Origin of the sequence: Solwaraspora sp. WMMA2056, assembly GCF_030345095.1 — a bacterium.
GTDB lineage: Bacteria > Actinomycetota > Actinomycetes > Mycobacteriales > Micromonosporaceae > Micromonospora_E.
This window is the reverse complement of the sequence record NZ_CP128360.1, coordinates 526,356-542,381: the sequence shown is the minus strand read 5'-3', so window position 1 is coordinate 542,381 and position 16,026 is coordinate 526,356. Positions and strand designations below refer to the sequence as shown.

11 protein-coding genes, 4 pseudogenes and 1 CRISPR repeat array are annotated in these 16,026 nt (G+C 68.0%); of the genes and pseudogenes, 10 read left to right on the top strand and 5 right to left on the bottom strand.

The features are described from left to right. Window positions 1-95: 95 nt before the first annotated feature. The 4 genes and pseudogenes from O7608_RS02565 to O7608_RS02550 form a co-directional block, all read left to right on the top strand. Window positions 96-245: pseudogene (locus O7608_RS02565) on the top strand (transposase domain-containing protein); the annotation flags it as partial. Window positions 246-316: 71 nt separating this feature from the next. Continuing rightward, a protein-coding gene (locus tag O7608_RS02560; protein ID WP_421359974.1) for an IS3 family transposase occupies window positions 317-1,500 on the top strand; the annotation gives its coding sequence in 2 pieces (ribosomal slippage) (window positions 317-572 and window positions 572-1,500; 1,185 coding nt in all). 42 nt (window positions 1,501-1,542) lie between these two features. Next, a complete protein-coding gene (locus tag O7608_RS02555) occupies window positions 1,543-2,304 on the top strand; it encodes a transposase domain-containing protein (protein ID WP_289210752.1) in 762 nt (253 codons plus the stop codon). Beyond that, complete coding sequence (locus O7608_RS02550; RefSeq protein ID WP_289208452.1) at window positions 2,285-2,857, top strand: transposase; 573 nt, start codon at window positions 2,285-2,287, stop codon at window positions 2,855-2,857. The genes O7608_RS02555 and O7608_RS02550 overlap by 20 nt, the downstream gene beginning before the upstream one ends. Before the next feature lie 119 nt (window positions 2,858-2,976). Here O7608_RS02550 and O7608_RS02545 read toward each other — a convergent pair whose 3' ends face one another. The 3 genes from O7608_RS02545 to O7608_RS02535 form a co-directional block, all read right to left on the bottom strand. Then, a complete protein-coding gene (locus tag O7608_RS02545; protein WP_289210751.1) occupies window positions 2,977-3,672 on the bottom strand; it encodes an ABC transporter permease in 696 nt (231 codons plus the stop codon). Next, window positions 3,672-4,349 (bottom strand): ATP-binding cassette domain-containing protein, encoded by a 678-nt coding sequence (locus O7608_RS02540; protein ID WP_289208451.1) that lies wholly within the window; start codon window positions 4,347-4,349, stop codon window positions 3,672-3,674. Before O7608_RS02540 ends, O7608_RS02545 begins: the two co-directional genes overlap by 1 nt. A 289-nt stretch (window positions 4,350-4,638) precedes the next feature. Next, entirely contained in the window at window positions 4,639-5,400 is a 762-nt protein-coding gene (locus O7608_RS02535) for a transposase family protein (protein WP_289205445.1), read from the bottom strand. 260 nt (window positions 5,401-5,660) lie between these two features. On the opposite strand from O7608_RS02535, the gene O7608_RS02530 reads away from it, so the two are divergent. Together O7608_RS02530 and O7608_RS02525 are read left to right on the top strand one after the other, a co-directional pair. Beyond that, on the top strand, window positions 5,661-6,890 hold the full coding sequence (locus O7608_RS02530; protein WP_289208450.1) for a cytochrome P450: 1,230 nt from the start codon (window positions 5,661-5,663) through the stop codon (window positions 6,888-6,890). Beyond that, window positions 6,887-7,081, top strand: coding sequence for a ferredoxin (locus O7608_RS02525; protein WP_289208449.1), 195 nt, complete (start codon window positions 6,887-6,889; stop codon window positions 7,079-7,081). The genes O7608_RS02530 and O7608_RS02525 overlap by 4 nt, the downstream gene beginning before the upstream one ends. Before the next feature lie 201 nt (window positions 7,082-7,282). On the opposite strand, the pseudogene O7608_RS02520 reads toward O7608_RS02525, so the two are convergent. Next, a pseudogene (locus O7608_RS02520) lies at window positions 7,283-7,741 on the bottom strand (transposase); the annotation flags it as partial. Between the two features lie 180 nt (window positions 7,742-7,921). Between O7608_RS02520 and tnpC the strand changes: the two are divergent. From tnpC to O7608_RS02500, 4 genes and pseudogenes are all read left to right on the top strand, one after another. Next, window positions 7,922-9,325 carry an IS66 family transposase gene (gene tnpC / locus O7608_RS02515; protein ID WP_289208448.1) on the top strand — a complete coding sequence of 468 codons (1,404 nt, stop codon included), beginning with the start codon at window positions 7,922-7,924 and terminating at the stop codon, window positions 9,323-9,325. Between the two features lie 104 nt (window positions 9,326-9,429). After that, on the top strand, window positions 9,430-10,635 hold the full coding sequence (locus tag O7608_RS02510; protein ID WP_289208447.1) for a tyrosine-type recombinase/integrase: 1,206 nt from the start codon (window positions 9,430-9,432) through the stop codon (window positions 10,633-10,635). Further along, window positions 10,632-11,444 (top strand): annotated as a pseudogene (locus O7608_RS31910) (tyrosine-type recombinase/integrase); the annotation flags it as partial. The gene O7608_RS02510 and the pseudogene O7608_RS31910, both read left to right, overlap by 4 nt. Before the next feature lie 112 nt (window positions 11,445-11,556). After that, a complete protein-coding gene (locus tag O7608_RS02500; RefSeq protein WP_289208445.1) occupies window positions 11,557-12,534 on the top strand; it encodes a tyrosine-type recombinase/integrase in 978 nt (325 codons plus the stop codon). A gap of 82 nt (window positions 12,535-12,616) precedes the next feature. Here the strand turns inward: O7608_RS02500 and O7608_RS02495 are convergent. Then, window positions 12,617-13,390: pseudogene (locus O7608_RS02495) on the bottom strand (IS256 family transposase); the annotation flags it as partial. Window positions 13,391-13,570: 180 nt separating this feature from the next. Further along, a CRISPR array of direct repeats spans window positions 13,571-15,148; the repeat unit is 29 nt; unit sequence GTCCTCCCCACGCACGTGGGGGTGCTCCG. Between the last annotated feature and the right edge of the window lie 878 nt (window positions 15,149-16,026).

Here is a 16,026-nt window from a genome sequence, read left to right as displayed (position 1 = left end):
CAAGGGTGTGTCGGTCGGGCATGGGAAAGCGGAGTTCCTGTAACGAGGTGAGTCACTCCAAGACAGCCTCGAGACCAGGAACTCCGCTTTGGTCGATCAGATTGCCATTCCTCGGACGGGTGCGGGTAGCCGCAGGTGTGTTCGCGCCGGGTCATCTGGGTGAGTTGACCCAGTTCCTGCCCTTCGAGATGGTCGATGAGGTCCTCGCCGCGACCCGTCGTACCCAGCAGCGGATCCGGCTACTGAGGTGCCCCGAGGATTCCGGACAGGGAGCCAATAAGGTTACCCTGTAAGGAAAGTCGAGGGAAGAAGCGCGATGGCACGCATAAGCTCATACACCCCAGAGTTCCGTGAAGAAGCAGTGCAACTCGTTCTACAGTCGAACAAGCCAGTGTCGCAGGTTGCCCGGGAGATCGACGTTCACCCGGAGACGCTCCGTTCCTGGGTCCGCCAGTACCGGCGGGAAAACAGCGGCGCCCAGGACAGCCCACCGATCGGCGTCGACGAGCGCGCTCGACTGAAGGAACTCGAACGTCGCAACCGGGAACTCGAAATGGAGAACAGCTTCCTGAAAAAAGCCGCGGCGTACTTCGCGAAGGACCCTCGGTAACGAGCTTGTACGAGTTCATCGAGACGATGCGACTCGACACCGCGAAGTACGCCTACCCCGTCGACTTCATGTGCGAACAACTCGGCGTGTCCAGGTCCGGATACTACGAATGGCGAACCCGCCCCGACTCCGCGACCGCCACCCGCCGCGCCCACCTTCGATCGGCCATCGAGGAGGTGTTCGCCGCGTCCGACGGCACCTACGGGCATCGACGTGTCCACGCGCAACTGCGGCGCCAGGGCGTGTCCGCCGGGCCGGAACTCGTCCGCCAGCTGATGCGCGAGCTCGGGCTCGTGCCGTGCCAGCCCCGCCCGAGGCGGTGGGGTCTCACCCAGTCGTCGTCCGGCACGGTGCCTGACCTCGTCGGCCGGGAGTTCACCGCCGACGCGCCTGGCGAGAAGCTCGTCGGCGACATCACGTACATCCCGACCGGCGAGGGGTGGCTGTATCTGGCGACCGTCATCGACTGCTGCACGAAGGAAGTCATCGGATACGCGATGGACGACCACTACCAGACGCCGTTGATATCCCGCGCCATCCGTAACGCCGCCCGGAATCGCGAACTCAGGAAGAACGCCATCTTTCATTCGGACCGGGGCAGCAACTACATGTCGGACGACTACGGCAGAACGCTGCGGGATCTGAGGTTGCGGCGATCTGCTGGCCGGACCGGAACTTGTTTCGACAATGCGATGGCGGAATCGTTCTTCGGTGCGCTGAAGAACGAACGCGTGTCGCGTGTGAAGTATCCCACTCGTGAGGCGGCACGCCGGGACGTTACTGCCTACATCGAATTCTGGTACAATCGTCAGCGTCTGCATTCAGCGGTGGGCTACCGACCTCCCCGGGAAGTCCACGCAGAGTTCGAGAACCTTCAAATCGCGGCGTGAAAGAACCGGCCGAACCACTGTCCGGAAAACGCGAGGCCCCTCATACTCCCGGCCCGGGTCGTGGTCTACCTCGTCCTGGCAGGCTGCTTGTTCGCCGAACTCGGCTACGGGCAGGTGTGGCAGAAACTGACTGCCGGTCTGACCGGGCTGGATCTGACCGAGCCGGCCTCAGGCACGTTACGGGAGGCGCGTCAGCGGCTCGGGTCGACGCCGTTGCGGGCCTTGTTCGATCTGCTGCGCGGCCCGGCGGTCACCACGGCGACGCACGCCGTGCGGTGGCGGGGCCTGCTGGTGACCGCGATCGACGGGACCACGATGTCGGTCGCCGACGCCGAGGCGGTCCGGGTCCGTTACCGCAAACAACGGGGTAACCACGGCGGCGCGGGCTACCCGGCACTACGGCTGAGTGTCCTGCTGACCTGCGGCACCCGCTCGATCATCGACGCCGTGTTCGCTCCACTCGGCACCAGCGAACTCGACCAGGCCCGCTCCCTGGCCCGGAGCCTGGCCGCCGGGATGCTGCTGTTGGCCGACCGTAACTATGCCGCCGCCGACCTGGCGGCGGCGGTGTGGCGGCGGTGGCGGGTCGGGCGGTCGGTGCTGGTGGCCGCCGGTGCGGTGCTGGTCGCGGCGGGGGTGCTGCTGGTCGGTGCGGTGGTGCCTCATCCAGACACTCGCCGCCACCAGGGCCGACCTGCTGATCCGCTGCAAGAACGGCCGCCGCCTGCCGGTGATCCGCCGGTACCACGACGGATCCTGGCTGTCGACCATCGGCACGGTACGGGTGCGGGTCGTCGACGCTGAGATCAGCGTCCAGACCATCGACGGCGTCCGTACGGGCGGCTACCGGCTGATCACCACCCTGCTCGACCCACGCACCCACCCGGCCAGCGAATTGATAAAGCTGTACCACCGCCGGTGGGAGGTCGAAACAGCCTACCTGGAGATCAAATCCAGCATCCTCGGCGGCCGGGTCCTGCGCGCGCGTACTCCCGACGGCATCGACCAGGAGGTCTACGCCCTGCTGGTCGTCTACCAGATCCTGCGTACCGCCATGACCGACGCCACCGACAGCCGGCCCGGCACCAGCCCTGACCGGGCCAGCTTCACCACCGCCCTGAACACCGCCCGCGACCAGGTCACCCACGCCGCCGGCGTCCTCGCCGACACCGTCATCGACCTGGTCGGCGCAATCGGTCGCGCGGTCCTGGCCCACCTGCTACCTGAGCGTCGGATCCGGGTGAAGACCCGCATGATCAAACGCTCGAACTCCAAGTACCAAGCCTGCGGACCCAACGTAGACCGACGCAGCTACAAAGCCACCATGGCCATCGATATCATCACAAACACTTGCTAACCATCCACCCGCCCTAACCGAGCGGCGTTGCGACTAGCGCAGGTCCCGGACGTGCAAGCCCGCACCGCCACCGTTGGTTGGTGGGGTGCGGGCCCGCGCAGCCGGTGACTCTGTCCTGATCAGGCAGTCGCGGAGGACCTCAGCACCCGAAGGTGCTTTCGGCGGCGGAGCCGCACCGCTGTCAGCGCCGCGGTGGCCACGATGAGCGCCGAGCCGACAAGTGCCCCGTGTTGGAGCCCCCTGCTCAGGTAGTCGTCGCCCACCGGGTCGACAGCGTACGTCGCCAACTCCCGGGCGGACCAGAACGGCAGGTAGCGCGAGGAGTCGGACGCGGGATCGATCACCATCTGGATGCCGACCAGGGCGATGAGCAGCAGGGTGCCCTCCAGGTCGCGGGGTACGACGGCACCGATCAGCATGCCCAGCGGCACCGCGACCAGGACGGTGAGGAACAGCAGAGCCGCGACCGCGCCCGGTCGGGCCACGTCGAGGTCGATGTAGATGATCACGAAGTACGCGGCGGCGATGCTCCAGGAGACCAGCAGGAGCGCGACCAGTCGACCCACGAACAACTGGAACGAGGTATAGCCGACGAGGCGGAGGCGCGGTTCGATGGACTTGGTCGCGTTCGCGGAGAAGAGGCCCGCAGTGCTCGCGCCCCAGGCGAGCCCGAGCCCGGCGAACCGAACTGCCTGCCCCGTCTGGTCGTGGCGCGCCGCGTAGAAGGCGAGTGGCAGCACGAACAGCAGCCCCAGGACGGTCCGTCGGCGGGCCAGGTCCCGCAGCACCATCTCGGCAACGGTGGGCGCCATCATCACCGGGCCCCCCTGGCGTCCGCGGGGGTGAGATCGAGTACCTGGTCTGCCTTGTCGAGATCGTTCAGCATGTGGGTGATCACCATCACCGCGTGACCCGCTCCCCGCAGCCGCCAGACGACGTCCCAGAAGTCGGTGTACGAGCCCTTGTCGAAACCCTGGTAGGGCTCGTCCAGGAGCAACACGTCGTGTCCGCCGAGAACCGAGAGGATGACGTTCAGCTTCTGCCTATTGCCGCCGGACAGGTGGCGACTCTGTGTCCTGTCGTCCGGTCGCCAGTCGAGCAACCCGGCGATCTCCCGCCCTCGGGTGAGCGCCGCCTTCCTTTTCAGGCCGCGGGCCCGCCCAAAGAGCACGAAGTGCTCCGCCGGGCGGAGGAAGTCGAACGTGCCCCCGGTTTGCGGACAGTAGCCAATCGACCCGTCCACCAGGACCTCTCCACTGCTCGGCGAGATGAGTCCAGCGCATATCTTGAGGAAAGTCGACTTCCCCGCCCCATTGGCTCCGATGACGGCGACGACCTCGCCAGCGTGCAATTCCAGGCACACATCACGCAGCACCTGGCGTCGACCAAAATTCTTCGACACATTCGTCGCGCGTAGCCGGAGTTGGCGAGCGGGCCGGCTGGCGGCGGCGGAATAGAGATTCGCGCCCCCCCGGTCTGGGATGGTGCCCATACCCGGGACTACCAGCCTGTTCGTTCGGCCAAGTTCGCTGGTGCATGAGGTCCCTTCACTCGGTGGTTGCACGTCGGAAACTGCGGATCGGGCGGTATCCACGCCCGGTCGTACCACAGCAGCCTGTCCGGAAGACCGATACAGTTTATGCCCTCGAGTCAAGTCTGGGCGGTGCGCGGTATCCGCATGCTGACTTTAAGTGATCCTTCAACTACGGAGGGCGAGTGCTTTGGGTGCCCTGTGTGGCCGGCCCGGCCGGTTGGCTCGCCGGGTTCGAGAAGAAAGAGGTCTATTCACAGGCGATCCTGTAGAAGTGCAGCCCGATGGCACAGGAGATCGTTTCTGTGAAGGTCGCGAGCGGTCTGCGGTAGTCGGTGTGCAGGATTCTCCAGGTCTTCAGATTCGCGATGACCTGTTCGACGACCCAGCGGATCTTGTTGACCTGCCTGTTGTATTCCTTCTGCCACTCTGTGAGCTCGCCGCCCTTGGGCTTCTTGTACGGGGTGATCATGCCGTTGCCGACGTATCCCTTGTCGCCGATCCAGCCTGCAGGATTCAGGCTGACGAGAACACCGGTGTCGTTGATCGCGTACGAGTCGTGGTGGTTGCCGGTGACGGGATCGGAGACCCAGACGAGCGCGCCGTCGAGGGTGCAGGCGACCTGGACGCTCATGCCCGTGGTCTTGTGCTTGCCGGAGTACAGACAGCGGTCCGTGCGCCATGACCAGCAGGGGAACAGGGTGCCGTCGACGATGTACTGGACGGTCGGGTCGAGCTCGTCGGCGGTCGGCACGAACCCCGCCAGCACGCGGTCGAGGACCGGGGTGATGGCGGTGACCGCCCGTGAGATCGTCGACTGGGAGACGCCGTGCGCCTCGGCGATCTCCGCTTGGACGCGGTTGCGCCGCATGTAGGTCAACGTGACCACGAGGGCGCGGTAGAGGCCGAGGATCGGTGGCCACGGTTCCATGCCCAGGTTCCGGCATTCGGCGCGGACCAGCACGCAGAGGTCGCGGATCTGATCGGTCGTGAAGCCGGTGGTATGATACATGTTCGGCGGTCCGCTTTTCTTTGGTTGTTGTGTGGTAACTCCATCCTATGGGAGGGCGGGCCGTCTCATTTATCAGGGGGTCCACTGTGGGCTATCGAGGCCCTGCTGAATAAGCCTCAAAACACGTCGCCACCTCTGGTGTATCGGCCAGCGTCGAACAAGCCATTGACTGCAGCGAGATCAGCAGGCAGGGTTGACGTGTTCGCCATGAGCCCACGGGGGAAGATATGGTTGATGCTGCGCCTGCTCAGTTGCCTCCAATGCCATTGCCTGACGAGGGAAAGTTTCCTTTCCACCCGCATCCGGAGTACGCGCGCCTGAGGCGCGAACAGCCGGTCGTTCAGGTCAGTTGCCCCACCGGAGTCAACGCGTGGCTCGTCAGCCGTTATGCGGACGTGCGAGAGGTGCTGGGTGACGGTCGCCGATTCAGCTCGCGACCCTCTCCTGTGGCGCACATTCTCCCGGCGTTTCGCCACGATGCGCCGATGAAGCAGCAATTCTCGCGACTTGACGGCCCTGAGCACATCCGGATGCGTCGCAGCCTGGCACCGCAGGTCTCGCACGCCCGCCGGTTGGCCGAACTTCAGCCCTTCATCGACGAGGTAGTCGAGGAGGCCGTCGACCGGTTTGTCGAGGTGGCCCCTCCGGTCGACCTGCACACCCATTTCTCGAACTGGGTCACCAGCGCGGTCATCGCCGAACTGATCGGGGTCCCTCCGGAGGAGCGGCACCTCTTGCACGAGGCTGCCGCTGCCGTCTTCCGGTACGACGTCAAGATCGAGGACGCGCGCCGCGCGCTCGGCCCGCTGTACGGATATCTTTACGCCCAGATCAGGGAGCGCCGGGCGAACCCCGGGGACGACGTGCTGAGCCGGATGATCCTGCACAGCGCGGAGACCGATCGGCCGTTGAGTGACGACGAGCTGGTGGGCATGAACAGTGCCCTCCTCATCGCCGGCTTCGACACCACAGCCAGTCTGCTGAGTCACGGCCTGCTCGCGCTCCTCGACCGGCGGGATGACTGGGACCGGCTGGTCGCCGAACCCGCGCTGGCCGACACTGCGGCGGACGAGATCGTCCGCTATCTCGGCGTGGCGATCGGGCTGCTGCGGCAGGCCACCGAGGACACCGAACTCGGGGGGGAGAAGATCGCGGCGGGAGACCTGGTGGTCGCCGCCGTGCAGTCCGCGAATCGGGACACCGATCTGCACCCGGACGCGGATCTCTTCGACATAGCTCGACAGCCTGGCGCGCACGTCGGCTTCGGCTACGGGGCGCACGCGTGCGTCGGTCGACAGATCGCCCGCATGGAACTCTCCACGATGCTCCGGACGTTGCCTCGGCGGGTGCCGTCGCTACGGTTGGCCCGGCCGATCGAGGAGACCCCCTTCCGGACCCATTCGGCGGTACGAGGCCCCACCGAGGTTCTCGTGAGCTGGGACGCGGTGCTGCCCCGCTCGTCAGCGCCGGTCGAGGAACCATCGCGGTGAAGATTCGCCTGCACACCGACAGGTGCATCGGCTCCGGAATGTGTGCGGCGATCGCGCCGACGGTCTTCGACCAGGACCCCGACACGATGCTGGTACTGCCGCGGGACCTCAGCCCGAGCGCCGAGAAGTGGGCCGCGGCGGCGGCTGCTGCCGACTGCTGCCCCGTCTCTGCGATCGAGTTGCTGGAGTAGCGGTCGCCCTCACTTGCGTCCCGGTCCCGGGCATCGTCCGCCACAAGGAGCTGGTCACCCGGCTGCTGGCGAACCGATGCGAGATCTGCCGCGACACCGACGGCATCTCGGTGCACCACGTCCGCCGCCTGGCGGACCTGCACCGGCCGGGACAGCCACCATCGGCTCTGTCAAGTTTTCGGTGTAACTGAGGTGAAATAGCTACTTGCGTCCGGTACGGAGTCGGCCGTCGAAGGCGATCTCGAAGGCGTTCAGGGCGGCCTTCCAGCGGATGGCCCAGCGTTTGCGTCCGGTGCCTGTGGGGTCCAGGGACATCACCGCCAGGTACACGCACTTGAGCGCGGCCTGTTCGTTCGGGAAGTGGCCACGGGCGCGGACCGCCTTGCGGATGCGGGCGTTGACGCTCTCGATTGCGTTGGTGGAACACACGATCGTGCGGATCTCGGCGTCGAAGGCCAGGAACGGCGCGAACTCCGCCCACGAGTTGGTCCACAGCCTGACGATCGCCGGGTACCGGTCGCCCCACACCTCGGCGAACTCCAGGAACCGCTGCTGCGCGGCCTGCTCGGTCGCTGCGGTGTAGACCGGCCGCAACGCCTTCGCGATCGCGTCCCAGTGCTGACGGGCCGCGTACCGGAACGACGCCCGCAGCAGGTGCACGTTATGCCGATATCGGCATAACGTGCATTACTCCGAGGTCGCGGTTATGCCGATGCCGCGGCGTATGCCGGTGCGGCTGTTCAGGTCCGTTCTGGTGTTGTCGGCATAATCGCGGGTGACTGGATAGGTTCCTGATCCCGGTGGTGCTGTCTGCTGTGGATGCTGGTAGGTTGACCAGCCGTGCCCGCCGATCCGCCGCCGTCGTATGACGAGCTGCTGGCGTTGAACGCCGGGCTGGCCGCACGGCTGGAGCAGGCGCTGACGCGGATCGCTGAGCTTGAGGCCCGGTTGAAGCAGTCGTCGAGCAACTCGTCGAAACCGCCGTCGAGCGACGGGCTGGCCAAACCGGCGCCGAAGTCGCTGCGGGGCCGTTCGGGTCGCCGGCCGGGCCGCCCGGCCGGGGGCGAGGGCACCACCCTGTCCCAGGTGGCCGATCCGGACGTGGTCGTCCGGCACGTGCCGGACATCTGTGGCGGCTGCGGTGACGGCCTGACCGACCCCGCCGAGGTGACGGTCACCCGCCGGCAGGTGTTCGACATCCCCCAGCCCCGGGTCGTGGTGACCGAGCACCAGATCGTCACCGTCGCCTGCCCGTGCGGGCACCACACCACCGCCGCGACACCCGCCGGGGCCACCGCGCCCGCCGCCTACGGACCACGGATCGCCGCGATCGGCGTCTACCTGCTCCACGGACAGTTCCTGTCCATCGGCCGCACCGCCGACGCGATCCGTGACCTGTTCGGCCTGCCCGTCGCGCCAGCCACCATCACCGCCTGGGTCACCCGCACCGCCCTCGGCGTCATCGACACGGTGCTCCCCGTCATCCGTGACCGCGTCCGCCACGCCCCGGTCGCGCACTTCGACGAGACCGGCATACGCGTCGACGGCCGCCTCGCCTGGCCGCACTCCGCCTCCACACCCACCGACGTGCTCCTCACCGTGCACCGCCGACGCGGCACCGCCGCAATGGACGACGCCGGCGTGCTACCCGGATACACCGGCACCGCCGTGCACGACGCGTGGGCCCCGTACGACACCTACACCGACGCGGTCCACGCCCTGTGCAACGCCCACGTCCTACGCGAACTGGTCTACGTGGTCGACACCGCCACCGGGCAGGTCGCCGACCTCGCCGGCCAGGCCATCGACGCCCTGCGGCACCTGAACCGCCTGACGGTCACGGCCCGCGCCGACGGCTGCGAACCCGACCCGGCCGACCTCGCCGAACAGACCCACCTGCTGCGCTCGGCCGTCGTGCTCGGCGCCGCAGCCACCGCCACCCGCACCGACAAGCTGCACCGCAAGTACCACGCCCTGTTCGTGCGACTACGGGACCGACGCGCCGACTACCTACGCTTCGTCACCGACCCGGCCGTGCCGTTCGACAACAACCCGGCCGAGCGGACCATCCGCATGCCGAAACTCCGGATCAAGGTCTCCGGCAGCATGCGCACCATGACCGGAGCCGAACACTTCGCCGCGATCCGCAGCTACACCGCCACCGCCACCCGACACGGCATCAACATGCTCGACGCACTCACCCGAGCCGCCGCCGGCAGCCCCTGGATCCCCACAACCGCCTGACCCACCTCGCGCGCTTGCGGTATTCCAAGGTCCCACGCACCTATCCAGTCACAATCGCGGCGGGTTGACGCTGGCCTCTCCTTTGATTGGAGGGGTTGGTGGTGATGGATCTTCTGGGAGCCCGGGTGGTCGGGCCTTTGGAGTCGCACGCGGCGGGGTACGCCGCGCATCTTGAGCAGCGCGGCTACACCTTGGCGACGCGGCGTAACTGGATGACGCTGGTGGCGCACCTGAGCCGGTGGCTGGCGGGTGAAGGGCTGGGTGCGGCGGGGTTGACGGGGCAGGTGGCGCGTCGTTACGTCGCGGCTCGTGCGGCGGCCGGCTACCGTGCCTGCCGTTCATCCCGGTCACTGGACCCGTTGCTGTCGTACCTGCGTGACGTGCAGGCGGCGCCGGCCGAGCCGCCTGCCGCTGTGTCGGCTGGCGATGCGCTGGTGGAGCGGTTCCGGGCGTACTTGCTGGCGGAACGCGGGGTGAAGCCTGACGTCGCCGAGTTCTACGTCGTGTCTGTGCGACCGTTCGTGTCCACGGTGATGGTCGGCGACGGCGTTGACGCGGCGAGGCTGTCGGCGCGGACGGTGACGGCGTACCTGTCCGGGTTGACCCGTTCGTTGGCGCCCAAGACCGTTCAGGGTCGCGCGTCGGCGTTGCGGGCGCTGCTGCGGTTCTGGTTCCTCGACGGCGTCGCCGACACCGATCTGTCGGTGTCCGTGCCGAAGGTCGCGCACCGCGCGTCGGGTCTGCCCAAAGGGCTACCCGCAGAGCAGGTCACGGCACTGCTCGCGTCGTGCGACACGCACAGCGTGAACGGGCTGCGGGACCGGGCGATCCTGACCATGTTGGCGCGTATGGGCCTGCGGGCCGGTGAGGTCGCGGGGCTGCAGCTCGACGATCTGGACTGGAGGCAGGGCGAGGTCGTGGTGCGCGGCAAGGGCGGCCACCGTGACCGCCTGCCGCTGCCGGTCGACGTCGGGCAGGCCTTGGTCGACTATCTCGAAGCGGGTCGGCCTGCGGGCGCGCTGGACCGGTGCGTGTTCGTCCGGGTGAAGGCCCCGCGTCGTGGACTGACCAGCATCGGCGTGACGCAGGTGGTCAACGCGGCCGGGCACCGCGCCGGGCTGGGCACTGTTTACGCCCATCGGCTGCGGCACAGCGCGGCGACCGCGATGCTGGCCGCGGGGGCGCCGCTGACCGAGATCGGCCAGGTGCTGCGTCACCGCAGCGTGTTGACCACGGCCATCTACGCCAAGGTCGACATCGCGGCGCTGCGCAGCCTGGCGATGCCTTGGCCGCAGGAGGTGACTCGATGACCACCGATCTGCGGGCCGCGCTGGCCGACTACCTGAAGCTGCGGCGCGGGCTGGGCTATGGGCTACGCCGCGATGAGAAGCTGATCGTGCAGTTCCTCGACTATCTCGACGACCTCGGCCGCACCGCGTTCACCGTCGATGATGCGTTGGCCTGGGCGAAGCTGCCGGAGCCGGCCAGCCCGGGCTGGCTGGGAATGCGGCTGTCCGTGGTGCGCAGCTTCGCCGCCTACCTGCACACCCTGGACCCGACGGTGCCGGTCGTCCCGCCCGGACTCCTGCCAAGCCGGGGACGCCGGGCGGTGCCTTACCTCTACTCCGACGCCGACCTGGCCGCCCTGTTACAGCAGACCGAGTCGCTGAAGACACCGCTGCGCACCGCTACTATGCGCACGCTCATCGGGCTGCTCGCGGTCACCGGCATGCGTCTGGGCGAGGCGCTGGCCGCCGATGACAGCGACCTCGACGCCGACGCCGGTGTCCTGGTGGTGCGGCACGCCAAGTTCGGCAAGCAGCGCCTGCTGCCGCTGCACGACAGCACCGTCGCCGCGCTGACCGCCTACCGCGCGATCCGCCACGCGTGGTTCCCCACCCCGGTCAGCCCCGCCCTGCTTGTGTCGCAGGCAGGCACCCGCCTGCTCGTCTTCAACGTCGGCGTGACCTTCGCCCGGCTCGCCCGCCGGGCCGGGCTGGCCCCACGCTCGCCGTCATACCGTCCCCGGCCGCACGACCTACGCCACACGTTCGCGGTCCGCACCCTGCTGGGCTGGTATCGCGACGGCGCCGACATCGACACCCGGCTACCTCTGCTGTCGACCTACCTGGGGCACGTGTCGCCGAAGAACACGTACTGGTACCTCCACGCCGCGCCCGAGCTGATGGCCGAGGCCGCCCAAGGCTGCGATCGGCGTCAGGACCACGGCCATGACCGCCGTCGCGACCACGGTGCAGGCCTTCTTCACCAACCGACTGATCGCGCAGCGGCAGGCCAGTCCGCACACCGTCGCCGCCTACCGCGACGCCATCCGCATGCTGCTGCAGTTCGCCAGCACCAGGACCGCCAAGTCCTTGTCCAAGCTGGACTTCGCCGACCTGGACGCGACCACAGTCGCCGCGTTCCTGGATCACCTGGAACGACAGCGGGCCAACAGCGTCCGCAGCCGCAACGCCCGCCTCGCCGCGATCCACTCCCTGTTCGCCTTCGCCGCGCTGCACCACCCCGAGCACAGCGACGACATCACCCGAGTGTTGGCCATCCCCGCCAAACGAGGCGATCACCGCGTCATCGAGTTCCTCACCGACGAGGAAACCAACGAACTGCTCGACCAGCCCGACCGCGCCACCCGCACCGGCCGCCGCGACCACACCATGCTGCACCTGGCCGTCCAGACAGGGCTTCGCGCCGGCGAACTGACCGCGCTGCGTCGCCGGGACACCCATCTCGGCGCAGGACCCCATGTCAGCTGCCTTGGCAAGGGCCGCAAGCGGCGCGCCACCCCCCTGACCACCGACACCGTCAACCTGCTCCGAACCTGGATGGCCGAACGCGGCGGCGAACCCGACGACGTGTTGTTCCCGACCAACCGCAGCGGCGCACTCAGCCACGACGCACTCGCCCAACGGCTCGCCGTCTACGTCGCGCGATGCCCCCGACTGACCGCAAGAACCATCACCCCACACGTCCTGCGGCACACCGCCGCCATGCGCCTGCTGCACGCCGGCGTCGACATCACCGTCATCGCGCTCTGGCTCGGCCACGAAAGCGTCGCCACGACTCAGATCTACCTACGTGCGGACATGGAACTCAAGCAGCGAGCCCTCGACCGAACAACTCCGACCGGCACACAACCCGGCCGCTACCGCACGCCCGACCGCCTGCTCGCCTTCCTCGAAGCCCTGTGATTATGCCGATCCGACGACCACGAGCACCGCCACTGAACAGCGCCGGAGCACCCGGCATCGGCATAACCGCGACCTCGGAGTAATGCACGACACACGTCTGGGTCACCGCCAGGGGCCAGGTCTGCCCGATCGCCTCGGGCAGACCCTTCAACCCGTCACACACCACCATGCACACGTCCTCGACACCACGGTTACGCAGCTCGGTGAGTACCTGGAGCCAGAACTTGGCGCCCTCACCGCCGTCACCGGCCCACAGCCCGAGGATGTCCCGGTGGCCGTCGACGGTCACCGCGAGCGCGACGTAGATCGGCCGGTTCGCGACCTTACCGTCCCTGATCTTGACGTGGATCGCGTCCAGGAAGATCACCGGATAGACGGGATCGAGCGGCCGGTTCTGCCACTCGGCCATCCCGTCGAGGACCTTGTCGGTGATCGTGGAGATCGTCTGGCGGGACACCTCCGCCCCGTACACCTCGGCGAGGTGGGCGCTGATCTCACCGGTGGTCAGGCCCTTCGCCGACAGCGACAGCACCAGGTCCTCCACACCGGACAGGCGGCGTTGGCGCTTACGCACGATCGTCGGCTCGAACGAACCCGCCCGGTCCCGGGGCACGCTGACCTGCACCGGTCCGACATCGGTCAGCACGGTCTTCGTCCGGGTCCCGTTGCGGGAGTTCCCGCTACCGTCGCCCGCCGGGTCGTGCCGGTCGTAGCCGAGATGGTCGGTGATCTCGCCTTCCAGGGCGGACTCCAACACGATCTTCGTCAGCTGCTGCAGCAGCCCGCCCTCACCGGACAGTTGCAGGCCCTGCTCACGGGCCTGGGCGACCAGTTGGTTGACCAGGGCCGGGTCCATACTCGCCGCCGTGGCCGGCTTCCGGGACCGCTTCGTCGTCTCGTTCTCAGGCACTGCGGAAGTATCCGCTGTGTCCGTGATGACCGTCATCAGAGGTGTCTCCTTGCTTGTCAGGAGTTACACCGTTGTTCTTACAGACCCGTGCTCGGTTCCACTCGACCAGCGCATCGGCGAATCCCTGTCCTCCCCACGCACGTGGGGGTGCTCCGCAGGACGTGGCCGCGATCCGCAGGCTGATCAAGTCCTCCCCACGCACGTGGGGGTGCTCCGGCCGACTGGGTTGCGTACGCCGTCGCCCACGGGTCCTCCCCACGCACGTGGGGGTGCTCCTAGCCAACAAGGAACCCCCGCACCAGGCACATCGTCCTCCCCACGCACGTGGGGGTGCTCCGTGGCGACCGTCAGATCGTCACCGCCGGCCTCGGTCCTCCCCACGCACGTGGGGGTGCTCCGGCACTGAAGGGCCTCGCCCGCGAGCTGGACACGTCCTCCCCACGCACGTGGGGGTGCTCCGTCGCCGAACTGCTGGGCGGCGTCTCTCGGCAGGTCCTCCCCACGCACGTGGGGGTGCTCCGGAGGCAGTGAAGGGCCGCAAGGCACGCAAGGCGTCCTCCCCACGCACGTGGGGGTGCTCCGCCCCATCGTTTCGGAGCCGACCTGCGTTGGTAGTCCTCCCCACGCACGTGGGGGTGCTCCGACGCACGCCACGGCGCGCCGGCTCGGCTGCGAGTCCTCCCCACGCACGTGGGGGTGCTCCGTCGGTGTGGGATGTGGACGGGGTCGGCGACGTGTCCTCCCCACGCACGTGGGGGTGCTCCGGTCTCGACCTCCTCCGCCGCAGCCTCGGCCTCGTCCTCCCCACGCACGTGGGGGTGCTCCGTACCGGCGCATCGACTGGGCCGTGCGGCTGCTGTCCTCCCCACGCACGTGGGGGTGCTCCGTGCGCCGTGTTGCCGGTGATCAGCCCGTTCACGTCCTCCCCACGCACGTGGGGGTGCTCCGTGCGCGGCCACGGTGACCGCCCAGGCGATCAGGTCCTCCCCACGCACGTGGGGGTGCTCCGGAACGCCTTGGCGGCGACGGAGGCTGATTCGAGTCCTCCCCACGCACGTGGGGGTGCTCCGGCGTGCGGGGTTGTGGGCAGGTTCGTCTTTCGGTCCTCCCCACGCACGTGGGGGTGCTCCGTGATGTACGCCGTGCATCACCCCTGTCTTCGCGTCCTCCCCACGCACGTGGGGGTGCTCCGCACGGCCACGGAGACCACGCGACGTGCACGCCGTCCTCCCCACGCACGTGGGGGTGCTCCGGTGACGCTGCCGCCGGCGGGCAGCTCCTCGCCGTCCTCCCCACGCACGTGGGGGTGCTCCGGTCTTGCGTGGTGGCGAACACTGTGAGATCCGGTCCTCCCCACGCACGTGGGGGTGCTCCGGACATCACCCGGCTGTACGGGAATGCTGTCACGTCCTCCCCACGCACGTGGGGGTGCTCCGCCATGCAGCCCAGTGCAGAAGGCAGAGTGATCGTCCTCCCCACGCACGTGGGGGTGCTCCGCACGTCGACGTCCTCGCCGGCACCGCCCGGGTGTCCTCCCCACGCACGTGGGGGTGCTCCGTTGGACACGTTCCGGTTCACCTCGCCGGCGGAGTCCTCCCCACGCACGTGGGGGTGCTCCGTAGTGTCGACGACGCGCTGAGACGGCGCGGGCAGCTTCGTCGAGCGCGGCGGCTTCGTCCTCCCCACGCACGTGGGGGCGGTCCGGGGCGAACTGGAATCCGACCAGAATCACCGACAGGGGCGCGGAGGCAGCTGGCTCAGATTCTCCCGGGCGGCAGGCACATCGCCTACGTGGGAGGTGACCGAATCGAACTCGGAGCCGTGTCCGAGCCGCGATGTCGAAAATTCGTGTCGGGACTGCTCGACACCCGCGCGACGTCGTTACCCGAAGGTTGGCCACGGAGAGCGGCGACGCACTCGCGGAATGACATCCCACTATTTGGACTTTCGGCCCGACGCGGGCAACCATGATCAAAACCCATCGGTACAGGACGGGCTACCGCCGGACTGGCCGGGACGTGAGGGATGCTCGTCGTACGAGCACCCGCCGAGCACCCAACCGACCACAAGGGATGGAAAAGCGAAGGGGCCTGACTGCCGTTTCGGCAGGTCAGACCCCTGTTGATCTTGCGCGCCCGAAGGGACTCGAACCCCTAACCTTCTGATCCGTAGTCCAAAGCAGACAAGCAAGTATATCCTACTTCGACTCTAGCCCTGAAATGGTCCGACGGCAACCAGCTCAGTCCGGCCCGATCCTGGTGTGTCCGCCCAGGTCCCGGCCATGCGGGGCCTCGCCATCGACATCCGTGAACGAAGTCGGCTGCTCGTGGAAGCCGCGAACTCCGGCTGGGTCCCGGGGTGTCCGTGCCTGTCCCCCGACGTTCGAGCACCCATGGAGCACCACGCTCGCCGCTGCCGGTGGCCGGGTGCATGGTCCGACGGCTGGGACCGTACCCACCCTGCCGCCACGCCGAGGAGGCCGCGCGGCCGACGTGCCTGACCTGCCCGGATGACATTTCCGGCAGGTACAACCCCACACCCTGCCTGACCAGCAGGGATGAGATTCTTGGCATTCGCAACCA

Bases quoted from the DNA above. Each gene is read 5' to 3' on its own strand.
- O7608_RS02510 (WP_289208447.1), top strand. From the start codon at position 9,430: ATGGATCTTCTGGGAGCCCGGGTGGTCGGGCCTTTGGAGTCGCACGCG.
- O7608_RS02540 (WP_289208451.1), bottom strand. From the start codon at position 4,349: ATGGGCACCATCCCAGACCGGGGGGGCGCGAATCTCTATTCCGCCGCC.
- O7608_RS02545 (WP_289210751.1), bottom strand. From the start codon at position 3,672: ATGATGGCGCCCACCGTTGCCGAGATGGTGCTGCGGGACCTGGCCCGC.
- O7608_RS02530 (WP_289208450.1), top strand. From the start codon at position 5,661: ATGCCATTGCCTGACGAGGGAAAGTTTCCTTTCCACCCGCATCCGGAG.
- O7608_RS02535 (WP_289205445.1), bottom strand. From the start codon at position 5,400: ATGTATCATACCACCGGCTTCACGACCGATCAGATCCGCGACCTCTGC.
- O7608_RS02500 (WP_289208445.1), top strand. From the start codon at position 11,557: ATGACCGCCGTCGCGACCACGGTGCAGGCCTTCTTCACCAACCGACTG.